A 16,983-nucleotide genomic window follows, 5' to 3' on the forward strand; every position below is an offset into this window, starting at 1 on the left:
GGCGTCCCTTCAAACCAGTCTGAGGGCCGCGCGATCGCGGTTCCGCCCCCAAGCTAGGCAGGAATTACCCAGTCCTTGGTTAAGGCGCGGTTTAGAGGGGGTGCGTCATCCGCTCCAGGGCTCCAGCGCCCCGCCCAGCGCCAGCAGCACCGAGAAGCCAGCGTAGATGAGCACGGTCAGCGTAAAGGACACCTTACGCAGGACCGGCCAGGAATCGACCCGCCGACCGCCCTGCCAGATGGCGGGGGTCGCCACGATGGTCACCAGGGTGAGCGCCGCGGCCACGAGCGCGCAGGCCGAGGCGGTGACGACCAGCGGGCCGGGCCAGCGGTACATGATTGCCTGGACATCGGAGGCGCCGGCGCCCCACAGGGCGAACAGGCCGATGGCCGCAATCCACAGTCCCGCCTGGATCGTCTGGACCAGGGACGCCCGCGCCTGCATCTGGTTCTGTCGCAGATCGCGGCGATTGCGCACGGCCAGTCCGACAAGCGTCGCCACCGCCGCCAGCAGGGTCAGCACGGCGCCGGCGATCAGGGTGGACACCCGTTCGCCAAACGCGGCGCGCTCGAGGGTCTCGATGTTTGGACCGGATCGGAAGCTGACCGGGTGGCCGTCGCGCATGCGGAACGCGATGCGCTCTTCGCCGACGGTGGAGATGAACCGCCCTTCGCTGACCGGGCCCTCCGGCACGAAGGCCATGGACTCGCCGTTGCGGGCGACGACCAGCCGGCCCCCGGAGGTCACGTCCACCTCGGCCTGGCCCTGCAGCAGATGCACGAACGCTTCCAGCCCGCCATGGGCCCGCCGCGTGGAAATGTAGTCGCCCTCGAAGATCTCGCCGGCCTCAACCAGGTCCCGTGAGCCCGGACGAGGGAAGATCGGCGGGGCCGTATAGAAGTGCCTCACCACCGCGGCTGGCAGGACGTCGGACAGCTTGCCCCCCCGCTCGCCGTTGGTGCTGATGAACACGCCAAGGCCCAGCTCGGGAACCAGGGTCATGTTCGTGTGGAAGGCAATGGTGTGGCCCAGGTGGCCGTAGCCGCGCCGGCCGCCCGGCAGGTCCATCATGATGAAGCCGTGCGCCCAACCGTTGATGCCCGGCGGGGTCTTCTGGATGGGACTGCGGAAGGCGCGCGCCGTCTGCGGTCCGAACACGGTCGTCCCGTTCCAGGCGCCGTCGCCCAGCAGCATCAGCATGAAGCGCGACATGTCGCCGGCGGTGGACGACGCCGAGCCCGCGGGAGCGATATGGCCGATGTACTCGTAATCGTCAGCCATGAAGCCCGCCGCGCGCCAGCCGTAGCCGGTGGCCACGTCGCCGCGCAGCCGCGCTGGCATCGCCCCAGGCAAGCCGCGCCGCTCCGGCCGGGGTTCGCGGAAGGTGGTGTGGTTCATGCCCAGCGGGCCGGTGATCAGGTCTTCCACCCGTCGCTCGAAGGTCTTGCGGGACACGAATGCGGTGGCCGCCCCCGCCAGTCCGACGCCGTAGTTGGAGTAGCTCGACAGCACGCCGGGCGCGCGCACCCGATCCGGCCGTTCCTGGCGCAGGTACAGGTCCAGCGGCCGCACGCGCCGCGGATCGTTCTCGAAGAGCTGGCCCAACGCGCGGTCCTCGAAACCGGCCGAATGGTCCATCAGGTTCCGCACCATGATCTCGCCCCCCTTGCCAGGCAGGCGCACCTTCTCGGGGAGGTACAGGTTGATCGGCCGATCCAGGCGGATGCGGCCGGCCTCGACCTCCTTCATCAGCAAGATCCAGGTGAAGGTCTTGGACACCGAGCCCAGGCGGAAGAGCGACCGGTCCGGGTCCACCCGGCGGCGGTTGGCCAGATCGGCGAAACCGTAGCCTTTCTTCAGGATCACCTGCCCGTTCTGCACCACGGAGATGGTGGCGCCCGGCACATGCTCGCGGGCCATGGCGTTGGCGATCCAGCCATCCATGAAGGCCTCGAGCTCCGCCGGATCGAGCGCCTGGCCGACTGCCTGGCGCGCGCCGTTGGGCTGACGCGGGATGGCCGCCGCCGGAGCGGGGGCGGCCGGCGCTGGCCGCAGCCGGGTGGAGGGGATCGGCCGCTTGGGCACGGCCGCCGCGGGCGCGCTCTCGGCCGGAGGCGTGTTCTGGGCGGGGGACGTGTCCTGGGCCACGGCGGCGGGGGCAAGGGCGACCGGTGCGAGAAGCAGCATCATCGCCGCCAGGATCGCCTTGCCGGGGTTGCGCATCTTCGACCGCCCACGCCTCATCAGGCGACCATATCACCTCGGTTGAGTCGCGGCGCCCCGTCTTGCGCCTGGGTGGAGCGCCGCCGGCGGCTGTTGCAGTGCGATCTTGCCCCTCCAGGGCGAGCGGTCTGGCGAAGCAGGCGCCAGACGCTATGCTTGGCCGTGCGGCGCCGTGCGCGTCGGGGGAGCAGCATGCACTTCAAGGCTCTGATCGTCGCCGGCGCCATCGCCCTCGCGGGGCTCCTTGCGCCAGTGTCGGCGTCGACCGCCGAACTTCTCGCCAACGGGAGCTTCGAGCACGGGCTGGACGGCTGGACGCCCAGCGACGAGGCCGACACGTTCCCCGTCGAACTTCGAGGTCTGTTCATCCAGACCACCGGTGTTACGACGCACTTCGACGCGGTCGGCGAGCCCACGCCGTACCATGCGGCCGACTACGTGGCGACGGGGACGCCTCCCCCGTCCGATCCGAGCGAACACCTGTTGTTTGCCGTCCTGAACGGCGACCAGACGGACATCCCGATCACCCTGCGCCAGTCGTTCACGCTGGTGGGGCAGGGGACGTTGAGCGGCTGGGCCGCCTTCCTGGGCGGCGACTACCAGCCCTTCGGCGATTTCGGCTACGTCCGGCTGCTCGATGGCGACGACAACCTCCTGTTCAGCCTGTTCGACGGCACGATCGCCGATCCGGGCTACAACGCTACCCCGTGGACCTTCTTCAGCCGCGACCTCATCGCCGGCGACTACACCATCGAAGCCGGAATCGTGAACGTCGGGGACGGCGACCAGGCCAGCAGGCTGATCGTCGACCGGTTCAGCGTCACCGCCGTCCCTGAGCCGATGACCTGGGCCCTGATGCTCAGTGGGTTCTTCGGGATGGGCGCCATGCTGCGCCGGCAGCGCCGCCCGCTGGCCGCCCGCATCCACGTCCGACGAGGCTGATCCTCAGTCGAGGTTCGGCGGCGCGTCGAAGGCGTACAAGGGCAGCAGAGGTCGTAGCTGAGCGCCGACCCAGAACTGTGGCTCGGACGGAGGCGATACCTTCTCGGTGATCTCGCGCCGGCGTACGCATTCGCGAACCGCGCCGGCCAGGCCGTTGAAGTCCCGCGTCCGCGGCATGGAAGACAGGAAGCAGTCGTCGAAGAACGGATACTTGTTGTCCTGGCCGCAGCCGAACGAGGTGCGGTCCGGTCTGGCCGCGGTCAGCACCATGCGGTTGGGCCTGGCAAGGGAGTTGACGAATACGCCCGAATAGCAGGCAGAGATCACCACCACCGTGGGCCGCGGCCCGCAGCTCTGATCCAGCATGGTGGCCAGCGCCCCGGGCGGCAGGATGCCCTGGTCGAGTTGCGCCCCCGCGGGGGCCCCGTGGGACGATAGGTAGAACAGGCAGCCGCCGGGCGTCTGCGCCGACAACTGCTTCATGGCCTCGGCGATGGCCCTCGGCTCAGCCTTCTGCGGGTTGGTGTCGGCATAGCGTTCGGGTCGCACCGAGAACTGGCGGATATGCCGGGCCTGGAATCCTGCCCGCGCCAGCGCCGCGCTGACGTCGCGCCGCGCATTGTCGAAGGCTTCGGTGGGGCCACCGTCGTGCGCGTGGAAGTCGCCCGCCACCACCACCGCCGACCAGTCCGAGAAGGCCGCCGCCGCCGCGCCCGCGCCCGCCAGCCAGACCGCCGCGGCCAGGGCTAGGAGACGGGCCGCCATCCTACTTCTTGTAGTTCGCGAAGGGCGTCGGCATCGCCGTCCCTGTCGCCCGGGCCAGGGTGCGCCCCTGATCGTCGAACAACTCGCCTTCGGTGAACGCCACCTGCCGGCCCCAGCGGACCACCCGCCCTATGGCCTTGATCTTCCCGGGCATGCCTGGCCGGAAGAAGCTGGTCTTCATCTCCAGCGTGGGCGCCACCGCGGTCATCCCGGAGGCGACCATGCAGGCCACGCTCATGGCCTCGTCCAGCATGGCGCATAGATAGCCGCCCTGGATCTGCTTCATCGGGTTCAGCAGCAGCTCGGCCTTGGCGTCGAACTCGACCTCGACCGACTTGTCCGCTTGGCTGACCGCGACCATGCGGAAGCCGAGCGTCTGGGAGCCGGTGGGCTGGTTCTTGCTGCGGAGGAACCGCTGCAGGATGGCCTCGTCGCTCAGCGCCCCATCTTCCGGGCCCCCGGAGGGTTCCGCCTTCGGCTGGGAAGCGGCGACGTCGGTCATCATTTCTTCCGGAACTGGTCGAGGGAGACGATGGTGGCCTCGGCCGGCTTGGCGGGCGCGGCATCGGCCTTGTCCGGCGCTGCGGCCGGCAGGGCCTTGGCCTCCCCGGGCGCGGCCGGTGGCGCCTCGAACTGCAACAGGAATTGCACCGAGGGATCGTAGAAGCGTGTGACGGCGGCGTAGGGGATCGACAGCCGCTTGGGCTGGCCGCCGAACTGCAGGGTTACGGAGAAGAAGGTCTCCCCCGGCGCCAGGTCCCAATACTGGTGCTGCAGTACGATGGTCATTTCGTCAGGGTACTTCGACAACAGGTCGTTGGGCCCGGACACTCCGGCCGCGTCAGTCTTGAAGGTGATGTAGAAGTGGTGCGAGCCCGGCAGGCCCTCGGGCGCCGCGGCGCGCTTCAGCGCAGCCTTGGCTACGCCGCGCAGAGCGTCCTGCGCCAGCGCCTCGTAGTTCATTAGATCCTGGACCGGCGGATCCTGGGCCACACCACACTCCCATGCACGCTAACGGATCGAAGGTAACCGCTGGGCGGGCGGGCGCAAGGGATGACGCTGAAACAAGGAAGTGGTGGGGTTCTGTTGCCAGGCCCCCACCGAGCCCCGCCTAAGGATCTGAACCCCTAGGGCTTAGGTCGGAATTCTATCGCGCTGCATTACGCGGCGAGACGGATTTCCTCAGCGAAGTTATCGTTCGCATTTAGTTTAAAGACCCGGAGCGGTGGGTCATGCCGAGAGAAAGCAACACCTTTAGACGTCTGTCGATGCTGATCGGCCCCGTACTCCCCGGCGATAACCCGGAAGGATTTTGGTGGAGCCGCCGGGAATCGCACCCGGGTCCAGTCCGCTTATTACGTGCGCGTTTATCTCCATAGTCGGGCGAACCCGACAGTTCACATATAGGGGCTTGGGGTTGAGAATCCAAGAATTCCAGACCCTTTGCCGCTCACCTCGCCGGCACGGGCGCAGGCGGCTGATCGCTGGCGGGTGAGGCGGCGTCGACATCGGCGGCCGGCGCCGGCTCGGAGCCGACCGCGGCGCGCCGCGCGTCCGGGTTGACCTTCAGCCGCCCGCCGCCTGCGATGAGCTCGCGATAGGCCTCGCGCGCCGCGGCGTAGTTGGCGCCGCCCGGAAAGATCACGTCGAAGCGCGGGTCGTGGCCGAGGGCGGCGCCCAGCACCGCCTCCAGCACATCGGCGGCCTCGCCCACCTCCGCCGGGTCGCAGGCCCGGTGCAGGGTCACCGCGCGGCCGGGCAGGGCCAGGGTGAGGTCATAGGCCGTGCCGTCGAGGCACAGCGAATCCGCGGATTCGGTCTCGGCGACCCGCACATCACGCGGCGAACGCCACAGCGGCAGGGACCGGAGGGCCAGGAAACGCGGCGCCGAGCCGGACGGCAGCTTCGTATCAAAGCCCATCCGCCGCCCGATCACCGCCTCGCAGCAGGCCAGGCCGGCGCGGCCCTGCACAAAGGCGTCACCGTCGCCGCGGACGGTGAGCCGCACCACGCTCTGGCGGACACTGGTGGAGGGTCGAACCCAAACCTCCAGCACCATCTCCCCGCCGCGCACGAGCTGCCACTGCAGGGGCATCAGGCCCCACAGGCGGTAGGCCGAGGCGTCGACTCCGTTGTCAGGCTCCACGAGCCGCTCGCCCTTGCGCAGTCGCCGCCCTCCCAGGGGATCGGCCGCCTCGCCGGCTTTCGGTCGCTTGTCATCCCACCAGCTCTTGGGGTCGGGGGCGGGGAAGGGCCAGATTTCCGCCGCCAGCGGCGGCGTGCCCGGCGGGGGCCCGGCGTCTTTCGGCTTCAGCTTGACCAACTGTCCATGGGCCGCCCCGGCTATGGCCATGGTGAAGAAGGCAGCCAGGATGAGGCGTGCATACACAGGTGGGAAAGAGCTCGGCGGACCGGGCAGTTCCCGAACCTAGAAGACCTCGACGCCACGCTGCAGCGACAACACCCCGGTGCGCGACACTTCCACCAGCCCCAGCCCGCGCATCAGGTCCACGTACTTGTCGATCTTCGAGGGCGCGCCTGTCAGCTCGAAGACGAAGCTCTCGTGAGTGGTGTCGACCACCTTGGCGCGGAAGATGTCGGAGACCCGGAGCGCCTCGACCCGTTCGACCCCGGTCCCACGCACCTTCACCAGCGCCAGCTCGCGCTCGATGCCGTTGGGGTCCTTGGACACGTCCTGGACGTGCCGCGTCGAGACCATCTTCTGGAGCTGCGCCTCGATCTGGGTCAGCACCTGCGGGGTGCCGCGGGTGACGATGGTGATGCGGCTGGTATGCGAGGTGCGGTCGGTCTCGGCCACCGTCAGGCTGTCGATGTTGTAGCCGCGCGCGGCGAACAGCCCGACCACCCGGTGCAGTACGCCGGGCTCGTTATCCACCAGCACCGCGAACGTGGCCCGGCTCTCCTCCTGCTCGGCATGGGAGAGGTCGTAGACGGAGGCGGGTTGAGTGTCGGTCATGGGGCGAGTCCGTGGCGGTCGGCGCGTCAGGTCTCACATGCGCATCAACGCCGCAAGCGGTCCGCGCCGCATCTGCTCAGGGACGAAGGGCTGGAAGAGCAGGGGCTGACTGTCGCGGTTGGCTTTGTGACACTCAGGCTCCCACGGATACCGCCCGTTCCGATCGGGCAGGAAAAGCTGGTACGCCGCGACGGCCTCACATCGCCCACGTCTTCGCTCATGCCAAAGCTTCGTCAGGAAAAACACGTTCAGCGCCCGGTACTGGCTCTCGTGGACGCGGCGCCAGCAGCACTCGAAGCCCAAGCCGTTCCAACGCAGGCCGTCCTCGAGAACAAGGTCGCCGCGCGCGATGTGGTCCTGCGCCTCGTGGAGCATGTTGGCAGCCGCATCCGCCGAGAGCAGGAAGGCAATCAGTTCGGGCCGTCCGGCGTCCGCCAGCCCGATCGAGTAGGCCCACTTCAGCAGCGGGGCGTCGATGAGCCTCAGCGCCCAACCACGCTCCCGGGTGACGCGCAGCGCCTCACGATCGCCGGGCGACAGCGGGACGTCGCCGTAGTCTTCGGCCGGCAGGTATAGCGCGGCCTGCCTGTGCCTCAGATGTTCGTTGTATCCGTCTTCCCAGGGATACCGATGCGCATCGTCCGGAATCACCAGCTGGAAAGCTCGGAGGCCGTCACGCCGCCCGGTCCTGCGCTGCCGGCGGTTGACTGCGGCGCCCAGCCAGGCGTCTTCAGTGTCGATCTGGCTGGCGTGGACCTCGCGCCAGACGCCGAACACTTCGTCCTCCAGCGCCCACGCTTCCCCGTCCCGTAATTCGAGGCTACCGGTCCTGAGCGCTTCATGGGCCATCCAGAGGAGGGTGTTTGCATCCATCTGCGTGGCGTCGAACAAGACGATCTCGGGCTGCCCCAGGGTCTCATCGAAGCCGACGGTGTAGACCCAGGTCGGCGCGCTCCTGTAGTCGCCGACGTAGATCGCCGTCCAGCCGCGCTTCGCCACGCGCCGATCGATACCGCGCTCATGCCACGCGCGCCGGAGTCTTTCGAGCATCCCAACCCCACCCTTGATTGGAACAATTGTAGAACACAATTGGGCTGTCAAGACCTGCGGGACGACGACGAGCCCCTGAGGACATCGCGGAGACGCAGTTCCACCGCAACAGCTCTTGCGACGATCGCGTGCGCCTACGACATTCGCGGCGATGTCGTCACTACGCCCGCCACAGAGCCTCGTAGCCCGTCTCAAGCCCGAGACCGGGGATGCGGTGCTGCATTACGAGCTCATGCAGGAGCAGGCCTACTCGCTGGGCCGGGCTGGCGCGAAGGTGGAGGCCGCGCTGGCCGCGTTGCGCGACCACCCTGGCGGCGACGGCCGGGCCGAGCTGGTGAAGGCGGCGGCCGACGCGGTGTGGGGCTTCCTGGTGCAGCGGGAGGTCATGGGCCTGCGCGACCGGGCCGCGATCATCTCCCACTACGGCATTCCGCGCGAAGTGTTGGTCCGGATCGGCGCTCGCTAAGGCTTGGCTTCCCCGAAGGCCGGTGCGACATGCTAGTCGCAACCACCACACGGGGACGGATCATGGCTCTCACCCTCTACGACGTCAGCGTCACCAGCTTCCTGCAGACCCTGGGGCCCGTCTCCGGCTACCTGAACAAGGGGTTGAAGTGGGCCACGGAGAACGGCCACGATCCGGAGGCGATCGTTGAGACGCGACTGTGCGGCGATATGCTGCCCTTCCGCTTCCAGATCCTGTCGGTGTGCCACCATACGCAGGGCGCCATCGAGGGTGCGAAAGCCGGGCTGTTCCTTCCGCCCGGCGCGGTGGGTGACGTGGACTATGCCGGCCTGCAGGCGCACGTGGCCGAGGCAATCGCCTACCTGAAGGCCGAGACCCCCGACGCCATCAACGCGCTCGAGGGCAATGACATGGTCTTCCAACTGGGCGAGCGGAAGATGCCGTTCACGGTGGAAGGCTTCCTGCTGTCCTTCTCGCTCCCCAACCTGCATTTTCACGCCACTACCGGCTACGACATCCTTCGCCATAAGGGCGCGCCCCTGGGCAAGCGTGACTACATGGGCGCTATGCGCCTGACCGGCCCCATCGCCTGAAGCGGGCCATCACTTAAACGGGCCATCACTTAAGCGGGAGCGCCCGCCCCACGCTCGCCATGGTGCTATGATCCCTTCGTCCAAAGGGGACCATGAGAGCGAAGGAGACGGCATGGCCGCGCTCAGACTGCCTCAGCATCTCGCCGACGCGGCGCATGTCGACTCCGGCGAGGCCCATCTCAAGTTCGAACTCCTGGAGGAGATCGACGGCGCCGTCGGCGACACCGAGCGGCAGGTGGAGCGCGCTATCCAGGCGTTGCGCGCCTACGACGCCGCCGGCGCGCGCGATCCCAGGGTGCGCCGGCTCCTGCTGGAGGTCGCCGTCGAGGCGGTCTGGCGGCTGGTTGTGCAACACGAGGCCAATGACCTCACCGACCACTCCAGCTTGATCGAGCGCTTCGCCATCCCCAGCGAGGTCCTTGCCCGGATCGGCAGCCTCCACTAGCTCGGCGTTCCGCGACGGCGGCCGGCCGCCGGGATGAGGAACCACCGGCGTCTGTCGGCTACCCTACTGAGCCACTGCGCTGACGCGCTATGCTTCACCGGGACCCCTGCAAGAGACGCTATGATCAGCGACAACCACCGCCGCCTGCGTGAGGCCACGCGGGCGCATCACGAGCGACTCGAGACGCGGGTGGATATCCTCACCCAGATCGCAGACCCGATCCGGCGGCGCGCCCTTGTCGAGCGCTTCTTCGGCCTGCACGCCGCGGCCCACCGGGCGCTGGAGCCATGGCTGGCCGAACTGCCCGGCTTGGATTTCGAAGGTCGGCTGCGCGCACGCCGGTTCGCAAGCGATCTCGCGCTGGTCGGCGGCGCACCCCGCGGGGCCGGAGTGATCCGTGTGGACGGGGTCGGCGAGGCCTTGGGCCTGTACTACGTGCTGGAGGGCTCGACCCTTGGCGGGCGCGTGATCCGGCGGCAGGTGGAGACGGCGGGCGGCAGCATGGCCGGCCTGAGTTTCCTGGATCCCTACGGTGAGGCGGTCGGCGAACGCTGGCGCAGCTTCCTGGCGATCCTCCAGTCGGAGCGTGATATCGACGCCATGATCCGTGGCGCCGTGGCCGGCTTCGGCCATGCCGAGGCGCGGCTCTGCGCGGCGCCCGCCCATGGCTGACGCTGATCTCGGCATCGACGCCTGCGCCCGCGAGCTGATCCACGTCCCCGGATCAATCCAGCCGCATGGAGTCATGCTGGTCGCGGACCGCACGACCCAGGAGGTCAGCCACGCGGCGGGGGACGTTGCGCGCCTGCTGGGTCGCGAGGCCTGGGTCGGCCGCACCCTGGGCGAGGTGCTGGGCGACGGTCTGGCGGCGCGCATCGCCCAGGTCACCCAATCCGGCGCCGACGGTGGTTTCGCCGGACGCCTGGACGCCGACGCCGGGGCCCTGGACATCTCGGCGCATCTGGATGGCGAGCGCCTGATCGTCGAGGCCGAGCCGGCCCCGCCCGTGGTCCTTCCCGCGGTGCTGCTGCTGGCGCAGCTGGAGGCGGCGGGCGCCGCCTTCGAACGCGCCCCGAATGTGCGGGCCCTGTGCGAGCGCGCCGCCATCGAGTTCCGCCGCCTGACCGGGTTCGACCGCGTGATGCTGTACCGCTTCGTCGATGATCAGGCCGGCGAGGTGCTGGCCGAGGACGTGGTCGAGGGCATGCCCAGCTTCCTCAACCACCACTTCCCGGGCTCCGACATTCCATCCCAGGCGCGGGCGCTCTACGTGCGCAATCTGGTCCGCGTGATCCCCGACGTCAGCTACGAGCCTGCGCCGCTGACGCCCGCGTGGCGCGACGAGACGCCCCTCGACATGAGCGATTGCGCCCTGCGTTCGGTCTCGCCGGTGCACATGCAGTACCTGCGCAACATGGGCGTCGGCGCTTCAGCGTCGGTCTCGATCGTGAAGGATGGGGTGCTGTGGGGCCTGATCGCCTGCCACCACCGCGAACCGAAGCTCATGCCGTACGACGTGCGGGCCGCGGCCCGCGCTCTGGCCGGCGGTCTCGCCCGCCAGATCCGCGCCAAGGAGGAGACCGAGACCTATCGCGAGCGCCTGCGGCTGCGCGGACTTGAGGACGAAGTCACGTCGCGCTTCGTCCGCGCGGGCGGCCTCGAGGCCAACCTCGCCGAGGGCGTGGGGGAACTTGCCCGGATGCTGGCGGCCGACGGCGTAGCCGCAATCCGCGGCGCCGCGGTCCACCTCCATGGCGCCTGCCCGCCGCAGGACGATGTCCTCGCGCTGTCCGAATGGGTTCGCAAGCGTGCGTCCGACCCCGTCGCAACCGACCGGCTGTCCGAACACTTCGCCGCCGCCGAAGCCTTCCGGGAACATGCCAGCGGCCTCCTGGGCCTGGTCGTCGCCGACGACGAGCCGTTCGTCGTCCTGTGGTTCCGCGCCGAGGCGCCGCAGGTGGTCAACTGGGCGGGCAATCCGCACAAGGCGGTCTCGCTCGGTCCGGGCGAGACGCTCACCCCGCGCGCCTCGTTCGAGGCGTGGCGGGAGACCGTGCAAGGCCGCTCGCGCCCCTGGACGCTGGCCGAGATCCACGCCGCCGTACGCCTTCGCGAGGGCCTGCTGGAATCCCGCAACCACCGCCGTCAGGTGGAGCTGAACGCCCGCCTGAGCGAGGCCCTCGGCGAGAAGGACGCCCTCCTTCAACAGAACGATATGCTGGTGAAGGAGGTGAACCACCGGATCCAGAACAGCCTCCAGCTGGTCTCCAGCTTCCTGGGGCTGCAGGCCCGGGCGCTGGCCGACCCCAACCTGCACGAAGCGTTCGAGGAGGCGCGGCGGCGCCTGCAGGCCGTCGCCCTCGTGCACCGTCGCCTGTACCGTGGCGACCAGATCGGGACGATAGACTTCGGACGCTATGCCGAGGAGCTCATCGCCGACATGGCCGACTCCATGGGCCCCGAGTGGGCGGGCAAGGTCACCATGGATGCGGCGTTGGTGCTGGTCCCTACCGACCGCGCCGTAACGCTGGGCCTAGTGATCACTGAGCTGGTGATCAACGCCAACAAGTACGCCTACGGCGGCGCGCCCGGGCCCATCGAGGTCTCCGTCGAGGACCACCGGGCGAACCTGCGGGTCATCGTCGCCGACCACGGCAAGGGTAAGCACGCGCCCGGCGAGGGCTTCGGGAGCCGGATGATGACGGCGATGGTCCGCCAGCTGGGAGGGACGCTGACCTTCGGCGACAACAAGCCCGGCCTGCGCGCCATCCTGACCTGTCCCGCCAATCGCACCGGCGCGCAGAGGACGTAGTCAGGCTTTCTTGGCGACAATCGAAAACACGGCGCCCTGCGGGTCGGTGGCGTTGATGATCCGGTCGTCGCCTGGCACGTCCATCGGCCCGTTCAGCACCTGGCCGCCACCGGCCCTGATCTTGGCGGCCGCGGCGTCGATGTCGGCCACCCGGAAATAGAAGCCCCAATACGGCATCGGCATGTCGGCGGGCTTCTTCATCATCGCCCCGACCTGGCCGTCCTGGTTCGAGTACAGCTGGTAGGTCCCAACGGGGCCCATATCCATGGCCTCGTCCTTGGTCCAGCCGAACATCTGGGCGTAGAAGTCGAACCCCGTCTCGGGCGCGGCGCCCATGAGTTCGTGCCATCCGCACTGGCCGAGCGCGGTGGAGTCAGGCGCCGGGCGACCGCCGTCGGGAGGCGTCGGTTTCATGATCGCGAAGACCGCCCCGGCCGGGTCGGCCACGATGGCGATGCGGCCGATGCCCGGGATGTCCCACGCCTCGCGGCGCACCGATCCGCCCAGGCTCTTCACCTTCGCTGACGCCGCGTCGCAGTCGTCGACGCAGATGTAGCCGGTCCAATTGGGGGGCATGCCCTCGGCCTTCATGGCCTCGCCCAGGTTCATGATCCCGGCCACGCCGTTCCCGTCAGCGCTCAGCACAGCGTAGGGCTCGCCGTCGGCCATCGGCGGCAGGTCCTGCGCTGTCCAGCCCAGGAGGTCGCCGTAGAAGCGCTTCGCCCCGTCCATGTCGGGGGTTATCAGCTCGTACCAGATCCAGCGGCCATGGTCGGACATCGCGGTGTCTCCTTAAACACAGGGAGCCCCGGCGCTTCCAGGGCTATGCCCTGGAAGACGCGCCAGCACGGCCTGATCCTACAGAGGCAGGCGCGGCTCAGACCAGGCCCTTGCCGGCGTCGTCGATGATGTCGCCGAGCGCACGGGTCTCGTCGGCCATGATCATCTCGTTGTGGGCCTTGCCGGAGGGGATCATCGGGAAGCAGTTCTCTTCCTTGGTGACCCGGCAGTCGAACAGCACCGGCTTCTTCACGGCGATCATCTCGAGGATCTTGTCGTCCAGCTCGTCCGGATGCTCGGCGCGGAACCCGACGCCGCCGTAGGCCTCGGCCAGCTTCACGAAGTCCGGGAGGCTGGAGGAATAGGTGTGGCTGTAGCGCTCGCCGTGCAGCAACTGCTGCCACTGGCGCACCATGCCCATCCACTCGTTGTTGAGGATGAAGATCTTGATTGGCAGCTCGTACTGAATGGCCGTCGAGATCTCCTGCATGGTCATCTGCACGCTGGCGTCGCCGGCGATGTCGATGACCAGGCTGTCCGGGTGCGCCATCTGCACGCCGACTGCCGCTGGCAGGCCATAGCCCATGGTGCCCAGGCCGCCCGAGGTCATCCAGCGGTTCGGTTCGTCGAAGTGGTAGAACTGAGCCGCCCACATCTGGTGCTGGCCGACTTCGGTGGTGATGTAGGTGTCGCGGTCCTTGGTCAGCTCGTAGAGGCGTTGGATGGCGTACTGCGGCTTGATCAGCTTGGCGTCCGGTCGATAGCCGAACGAGTTGCGCGCCCGCCAGCCGTCGACTTGCGTCCACCAGGCCTTCATGGCGGCCTTGTCGGGAGAAAGGTTGCGGCCCTTCCAGGCGGCGATCATGTCCTCCAGCACGCTTGCGGCGTCGCCGACGATGCCGATGTCGCAGCGCACGTTCTTGCCGATCGAAGACGCGTCCACGTCGATGTGGATCTTCTTCGAGGTGGGCGCGAAGGCGTCCAGGCGGCCGGTCACCCGATCGTCGAACCGCGACCCGATGGCCACCATCACGTCGCAGTCGTGCATGGCGTTGTTGGCCTCGTAGGACCCGTGCATGCCGACCATGCCCAGCCACTGCGGGTTGGACGCTGGGAACGCGCCCAGGCCCATGAGGGTCGACGTCACCGGCGCACCGGTCAGGGCCGCGAACTCACGCAGCAGGGCCGAGGCGCGCGGCCCGGAATTGATGATGCCGCCGCCGGTGTAGAGGATCGGCTTCTTGGCGCCGGCGATCAGCGCGACGGCCTCGGCGATCCGGCCGGCGTCGCCCTTGAAAGCGGGCGTGTAGTGGTGGGCGTGCTTCACCTCGTTCGGGCCCTGGTAGACGCCCTTGGCGAACTGCACGTCCTTGGGGATGTCGACGACCACGGGGCCGGGCCGGCCGGAGGTGGCGATGTGGAAGGCCTCGTGCAGAATCCGCGGCAGGTCCTCGATCGAGCGGACCAGATAGTTCTGCTTGGTGCAGGGCCGGGTGATGCCGACCGTGTCGCACTCCTGGAAGGCGTCGGTGCCGATCAGGTGGGTCGCCACCTGGCCGGTGATCACCACGAGGGGGATCGAGTCCATCAGCGCGTCGACGATGCCGGTGACCGCATTCGTCGCCCCCGGCCCCGAAGTGACCAGCACCACGCCCGGCCGGCCGGTGGAGCGCGCATAGCCCTCAGCCGCATGGGTCGCGCCCTGCTCGTGGCGGACCAGCACGTGCTGCAGCTTCGGCTCGTTGAACAGCGCGTCGTAGATCGGCAGCACCGCGCCGCCCGGATAGCCGAACAGGACGTCGACGCCTTGGTCGAGGAGGGCGCGCACGACCATCTCCGCGCCGGAGATCGTGGTCGCTTCAGCTTCGATGGTCTGGTGGGCGGTCATGGGATGGGCCTGATCGGGTTTCGGTTTTCGGGCAATAAAAAAGGCCCGCTAGGGGCCTGGATGAGCGACCGGACGGTCCTGACGGTAAGGTCAGTCCGCTACGGTCGCCCTACGAGTACGAGAGTGCTGCGCACGAGATTTGCCTTCAGAGTTGCGGAAACGGCATGTCGCATGCTGGACCTAGGGCGTCAAGGCCGGGTTAAGGGCAAGAAACTGCCGCCATTGGTCATCGGGGGTCGTAGCCGCGAGTCTGGGCCAAGCCGCCATCTGGCCGCGCATCCAGGTCATCTGGCGCTTGGCGTAGCGACGGGTCTCCTGCTGGGCGGCGGCAAGCGCCGCTTCCAGCGTCGTTCGTCCGGCCAGGTAGGCGGCGAACTCGCGCACCCCCACCGCCTTCATCGCCGGCAGCTCCGGATCGAGCCCGCGGGCTATCAGCGCCCGGACCTCCTCCAGCGCCCCCGCCTCGATCATCGCAGCCAGCCGCGCGTCGCAGCGGGCGTAAAGCGCCCTGCGCGGCGGCTCCAGGGCCACCGCGGTCCAGGCCCCGGGCGCCAGCGCCGGCTCGCCGGCCGCCTGCCACTCGGAGAGGGCCTTGCCCGTGGTCGCATAGACCTCCCAGGCCCGTACCAGCCGCTGTCGGTCGCCCGGCGCGATGCGGCCCGCGGCGGCCGGGTCGGCCTTGGCCAGCCGGTCGCGGAACCCCGTTTCGCCCAGTGTTGCGAACTCGCCCTCCGCTGCGCGCCGCACCGAGGGTGGGACCGGCGGCACATCGGCCAGCCCCACGGTCATCGCCCGGAAGTAGAGCCCCGTGCCGCCCACAATGATCGCGTCGCGTCCCCGCGCCGCGATCTCCGACAGCGCCTCGGTCGCCGCCCGCAACCAACGGCCCGTCGACCAGCCGTCGGCCGGATCCACCGTCCCGAACAGATGGTGCGGCGCGCGGGCCGTCTCCGCTGCGCCCGGCGCGGCGCTCAGCACACCCAGGCCTGCGTAGAGCTGCATGGAGTCGGCATTGACCACTTCGCCGCCCACCGCCTCCGCAAGCCGCAGGGCCAGCGCCGACTTGCCGCTTGCCGTGGGTCCGGCGATCAGCCAGATGCGGCCGGTCATGGAACTCGTTCTCACCCTCGTGGCGCCGCCGAACGCCGGCGCCTTCTCGATCAATCTACGCGAAGTGTTCGCGGGAGCCGGCGCCCGCGGCAAGCAGTCTAGCAAGATCGAGGCGGGGGACATGGCCGTCACCGATGTGATCCTGGAAGCCGATGACCTCGCCGCCGTCCGCGCCGCCGTCGCAGCGCCGATGGCCGGGCAGTCAGTCGACTGGTGCGTCCAGCCACTCGAGGGCCGCAGGAAGCGCCTGCTCATCGCCGACATGGATTCCACCATCATCAACGTCGAGTGTCTCGACGAATTGGCCGACTTCGCGGGCCTGAAGGCCGAGATCAGCGCCATCACCGAGCGGGCCATGCGCGGCGAACTGGCCTTCGAGGGCGCGCTGCGGGAACGGGTCGGCATGCTGAAGGGGCTGCCCGCCACGGCGCTGCAGCAAGCCTACGATGAGCGTGTCCGCCTCAATCCGGGCGCGCGGACGCTGGTGCGCACCATGGCCGCCAACGGCGCCCGCTGCGCCCTGGTCTCCGGCGGCTTCACCTTCTTCACCAGCCGGGTGGCGCAGGCGGCCGGCTTCCACGTGAACCGCGCCAACACCTTGATCGAGGCCGACGGCGCGCTCACCGGCCAGGTCGCCGACCCGATCCTGGGCAAGGAAGCCAAGCTCGCGGCCTTGCGGGAGGAGGCTGCAGCCCTCGGAATCCCGCTCTCGGCCACCCTGGCGGTTGGCGACGGCGCCAACGACCTTGCCATGATCGAGGCCTCGGGCCTGGGCGTCGCCTACCGCGCCAAGCCCATCGTCGCCGCGCAGGCACACGCCAAGGTCGACCACGCCGACCTTACCGCGCTGCTGTACTTCCAGGGCTACCGGGCCGACGAGTTCGTCATCGACTGACCCGCGATCGGACACGCCGGTTACCGCACGGGCCGGA

At 68.9% G+C, this 16,983-nt stretch carries 17 protein-coding genes and 1 other RNA gene; 7 read left to right on the plus strand and 11 right to left on the minus strand.

The annotated features are described in order from the left end of the window. Window positions 1-105: 105 nt before the first annotated feature. Window positions 106-2,244 carry a serine hydrolase gene (locus QZV94_RS02090; RefSeq protein WP_293676142.1) on the minus strand — a complete coding sequence of 713 codons (2,139 nt, stop codon included), beginning with the start codon at window positions 2,242-2,244 and terminating at the stop codon, window positions 106-108. A gap of 171 nt (window positions 2,245-2,415) precedes the next feature. Here QZV94_RS02090 and QZV94_RS02095 point away from each other — a divergent pair, with 171 nt between their 5' ends. Then, window positions 2,416-3,165, plus strand: a complete 750-nt coding sequence (locus QZV94_RS02095) for a PEP-CTERM sorting domain-containing protein (RefSeq protein WP_293676143.1) — start codon at window positions 2,416-2,418, stop codon at window positions 3,163-3,165. Window positions 3,166-3,168: 3 nt separating this feature from the next. Here the strand turns inward: QZV94_RS02095 and QZV94_RS02100 are convergent, their stop codons facing one another. The 7 genes from QZV94_RS02100 to QZV94_RS02130 form a co-directional block, all read right to left on the minus strand. Then, window positions 3,169-3,930 carry a C13 family peptidase gene (locus tag QZV94_RS02100; protein ID WP_293676144.1) on the minus strand — a complete coding sequence of 254 codons (762 nt, stop codon included), beginning with the start codon at window positions 3,928-3,930 and terminating at the stop codon, window positions 3,169-3,171. A 1-nt stretch (window position 3,931) separates the two neighbouring features. Then, window positions 3,932-4,432 (minus strand): PaaI family thioesterase, encoded by a 501-nt coding sequence (locus tag QZV94_RS02105; RefSeq protein ID WP_293676145.1) that lies wholly within the window; start codon window positions 4,430-4,432, stop codon window positions 3,932-3,934. Then, on the minus strand, window positions 4,432-4,923 hold the full coding sequence (locus QZV94_RS02110) for an SspB family protein (protein ID WP_293676146.1): 492 nt from the start codon (window positions 4,921-4,923) through the stop codon (window positions 4,432-4,434). The genes QZV94_RS02105 and QZV94_RS02110 overlap by 1 nt, the downstream gene beginning before the upstream one ends. A 78-nt stretch (window positions 4,924-5,001) precedes the next feature. After that, window positions 5,002-5,363: a transfer-messenger RNA gene (ssrA, locus tag QZV94_RS02115) on the minus strand. 17 nt (window positions 5,364-5,380) lie between these two features. Beyond that, window positions 5,381-6,319 (minus strand): hypothetical protein, encoded by a 939-nt coding sequence (locus QZV94_RS02120; protein WP_293676147.1) that lies wholly within the window; start codon window positions 6,317-6,319, stop codon window positions 5,381-5,383. Between the two features lie 39 nt (window positions 6,320-6,358). Further along, window positions 6,359-6,907 (minus strand): acetolactate synthase small subunit, encoded by a 549-nt coding sequence (gene ilvN, locus QZV94_RS02125; RefSeq protein WP_293676148.1) that lies wholly within the window; start codon window positions 6,905-6,907, stop codon window positions 6,359-6,361. Window positions 6,908-6,940: 33 nt separating this feature from the next. After that, complete coding sequence (locus QZV94_RS02130) at window positions 6,941-7,957, minus strand: DUF4262 domain-containing protein (RefSeq protein WP_293676149.1); 1,017 nt, start codon at window positions 7,955-7,957, stop codon at window positions 6,941-6,943. A gap of 151 nt (window positions 7,958-8,108) precedes the next feature. On the opposite strand from QZV94_RS02130, the gene QZV94_RS02135 reads away from it, so the two are divergent. The 5 genes from QZV94_RS02135 to QZV94_RS02155 all read left to right on the plus strand — a co-directional run bounded on the left by QZV94_RS02135 (window position 8,109) and on the right by QZV94_RS02155 (window position 12,273). Beyond that, window positions 8,109-8,423, plus strand: a complete 315-nt coding sequence (locus tag QZV94_RS02135; RefSeq protein WP_293676150.1) for a DUF6665 family protein — start codon at window positions 8,109-8,111, stop codon at window positions 8,421-8,423. 62 nt (window positions 8,424-8,485) lie between these two features. Beyond that, window positions 8,486-9,016 (plus strand): DUF1993 family protein, encoded by a 531-nt coding sequence (locus QZV94_RS02140; RefSeq protein ID WP_293676151.1) that lies wholly within the window; start codon window positions 8,486-8,488, stop codon window positions 9,014-9,016. A 112-nt stretch (window positions 9,017-9,128) separates the two neighbouring features. After that, window positions 9,129-9,461, plus strand: a complete 333-nt coding sequence (locus QZV94_RS02145) for a DUF6665 family protein (RefSeq protein WP_293676152.1) — start codon at window positions 9,129-9,131, stop codon at window positions 9,459-9,461. A 120-nt stretch (window positions 9,462-9,581) separates the two neighbouring features. Beyond that, window positions 9,582-10,133, plus strand: coding sequence for a biliverdin-producing heme oxygenase (locus tag QZV94_RS02150; protein ID WP_293676153.1), 552 nt, complete (start codon window positions 9,582-9,584; stop codon window positions 10,131-10,133). Continuing rightward, window positions 10,126-12,273 carry a histidine kinase dimerization/phosphoacceptor domain -containing protein gene (locus tag QZV94_RS02155; RefSeq protein ID WP_293676154.1) on the plus strand — a complete coding sequence of 716 codons (2,148 nt, stop codon included), beginning with the start codon at window positions 10,126-10,128 and terminating at the stop codon, window positions 12,271-12,273. The genes QZV94_RS02150 and QZV94_RS02155 overlap by 8 nt, the downstream gene beginning before the upstream one ends. On the opposite strand, the gene QZV94_RS02160 is transcribed toward QZV94_RS02155, so the two are convergent. The 3 genes from QZV94_RS02160 to miaA form a co-directional block, all read right to left on the minus strand. After that, entirely contained in the window at window positions 12,274-13,053 is a 780-nt protein-coding gene (locus QZV94_RS02160) for a VOC family protein (protein ID WP_293676155.1), read from the minus strand. 97 nt (window positions 13,054-13,150) lie between these two features. Continuing rightward, a complete protein-coding gene (locus QZV94_RS02165) occupies window positions 13,151-14,941 on the minus strand; it encodes an acetolactate synthase 3 large subunit (protein WP_293676156.1) in 1,791 nt (596 codons plus the stop codon). Window positions 14,942-15,121: 180 nt separating this feature from the next. Continuing rightward, the gene (miaA, locus tag QZV94_RS02170) at window positions 15,122-16,051 is read right to left on the minus strand and encodes a tRNA (adenosine(37)-N6)-dimethylallyltransferase MiaA (protein WP_293676157.1); all 930 of its coding nucleotides are present in this window, start codon (window positions 16,049-16,051) and stop codon (window positions 15,122-15,124) included. Here miaA and serB point away from each other — a divergent pair. Further along, entirely contained in the window at window positions 16,050-16,946 is an 897-nt protein-coding gene (serB, locus tag QZV94_RS02175) for a phosphoserine phosphatase SerB (RefSeq protein WP_293676158.1), read from the plus strand. The two genes, miaA and serB, sit on opposite strands and share 2 nt — an antisense overlap. Window positions 16,947-16,983 lie beyond the last annotated feature (37 nt).

The organism is uncultured Phenylobacterium sp. (assembly GCF_902826855.1).
Taxonomy (GTDB): domain Bacteria; phylum Pseudomonadota; class Alphaproteobacteria; order Caulobacterales; family Caulobacteraceae; genus Phenylobacterium.

Coding starts and splice junctions, on each gene's coding strand:
- QZV94_RS02090 (WP_293676142.1), bottom strand. CDS start 2,244: ATGAGGCGTGGGCGGTCGAAGATGCGCAACCCCGGCAAGGCGATCCTG.
- QZV94_RS02095 (WP_293676143.1), top strand. CDS start 2,416: ATGCACTTCAAGGCTCTGATCGTCGCCGGCGCCATCGCCCTCGCGGGG.
- QZV94_RS02100 (WP_293676144.1), bottom strand. CDS start 3,930: ATGGCGGCCCGTCTCCTAGCCCTGGCCGCGGCGGTCTGGCTGGCGGGC.
- QZV94_RS02105 (WP_293676145.1), bottom strand. CDS start 4,432: ATGACCGACGTCGCCGCTTCCCAGCCGAAGGCGGAACCCTCCGGGGGC.
- ilvN (WP_293676148.1), bottom strand. CDS start 6,907: ATGACCGACACTCAACCCGCCTCCGTCTACGACCTCTCCCATGCCGAG.
- QZV94_RS02130 (WP_293676149.1), bottom strand. CDS start 7,957: ATGCTCGAAAGACTCCGGCGCGCGTGGCATGAGCGCGGTATCGATCGG.
- QZV94_RS02135 (WP_293676150.1), top strand. CDS start 8,109: ATGTCGTCACTACGCCCGCCACAGAGCCTCGTAGCCCGTCTCAAGCCC.
- QZV94_RS02140 (WP_293676151.1), top strand. CDS start 8,486: ATGGCTCTCACCCTCTACGACGTCAGCGTCACCAGCTTCCTGCAGACC.
- QZV94_RS02145 (WP_293676152.1), top strand. CDS start 9,129: ATGGCCGCGCTCAGACTGCCTCAGCATCTCGCCGACGCGGCGCATGTC.
- QZV94_RS02150 (WP_293676153.1), top strand. CDS start 9,582: ATGATCAGCGACAACCACCGCCGCCTGCGTGAGGCCACGCGGGCGCAT.
- QZV94_RS02155 (WP_293676154.1), top strand. CDS start 10,126: ATGGCTGACGCTGATCTCGGCATCGACGCCTGCGCCCGCGAGCTGATC.
- QZV94_RS02160 (WP_293676155.1), bottom strand. CDS start 13,053: ATGTCCGACCATGGCCGCTGGATCTGGTACGAGCTGATAACCCCCGAC.
- QZV94_RS02165 (WP_293676156.1), bottom strand. CDS start 14,941: ATGACCGCCCACCAGACCATCGAAGCTGAAGCGACCACGATCTCCGGC.
- serB (WP_293676158.1), top strand. CDS start 16,050: ATGGAACTCGTTCTCACCCTCGTGGCGCCGCCGAACGCCGGCGCCTTC.
- miaA (WP_293676157.1), bottom strand. CDS start 16,051: ATGACCGGCCGCATCTGGCTGATCGCCGGACCCACGGCAAGCGGCAAG.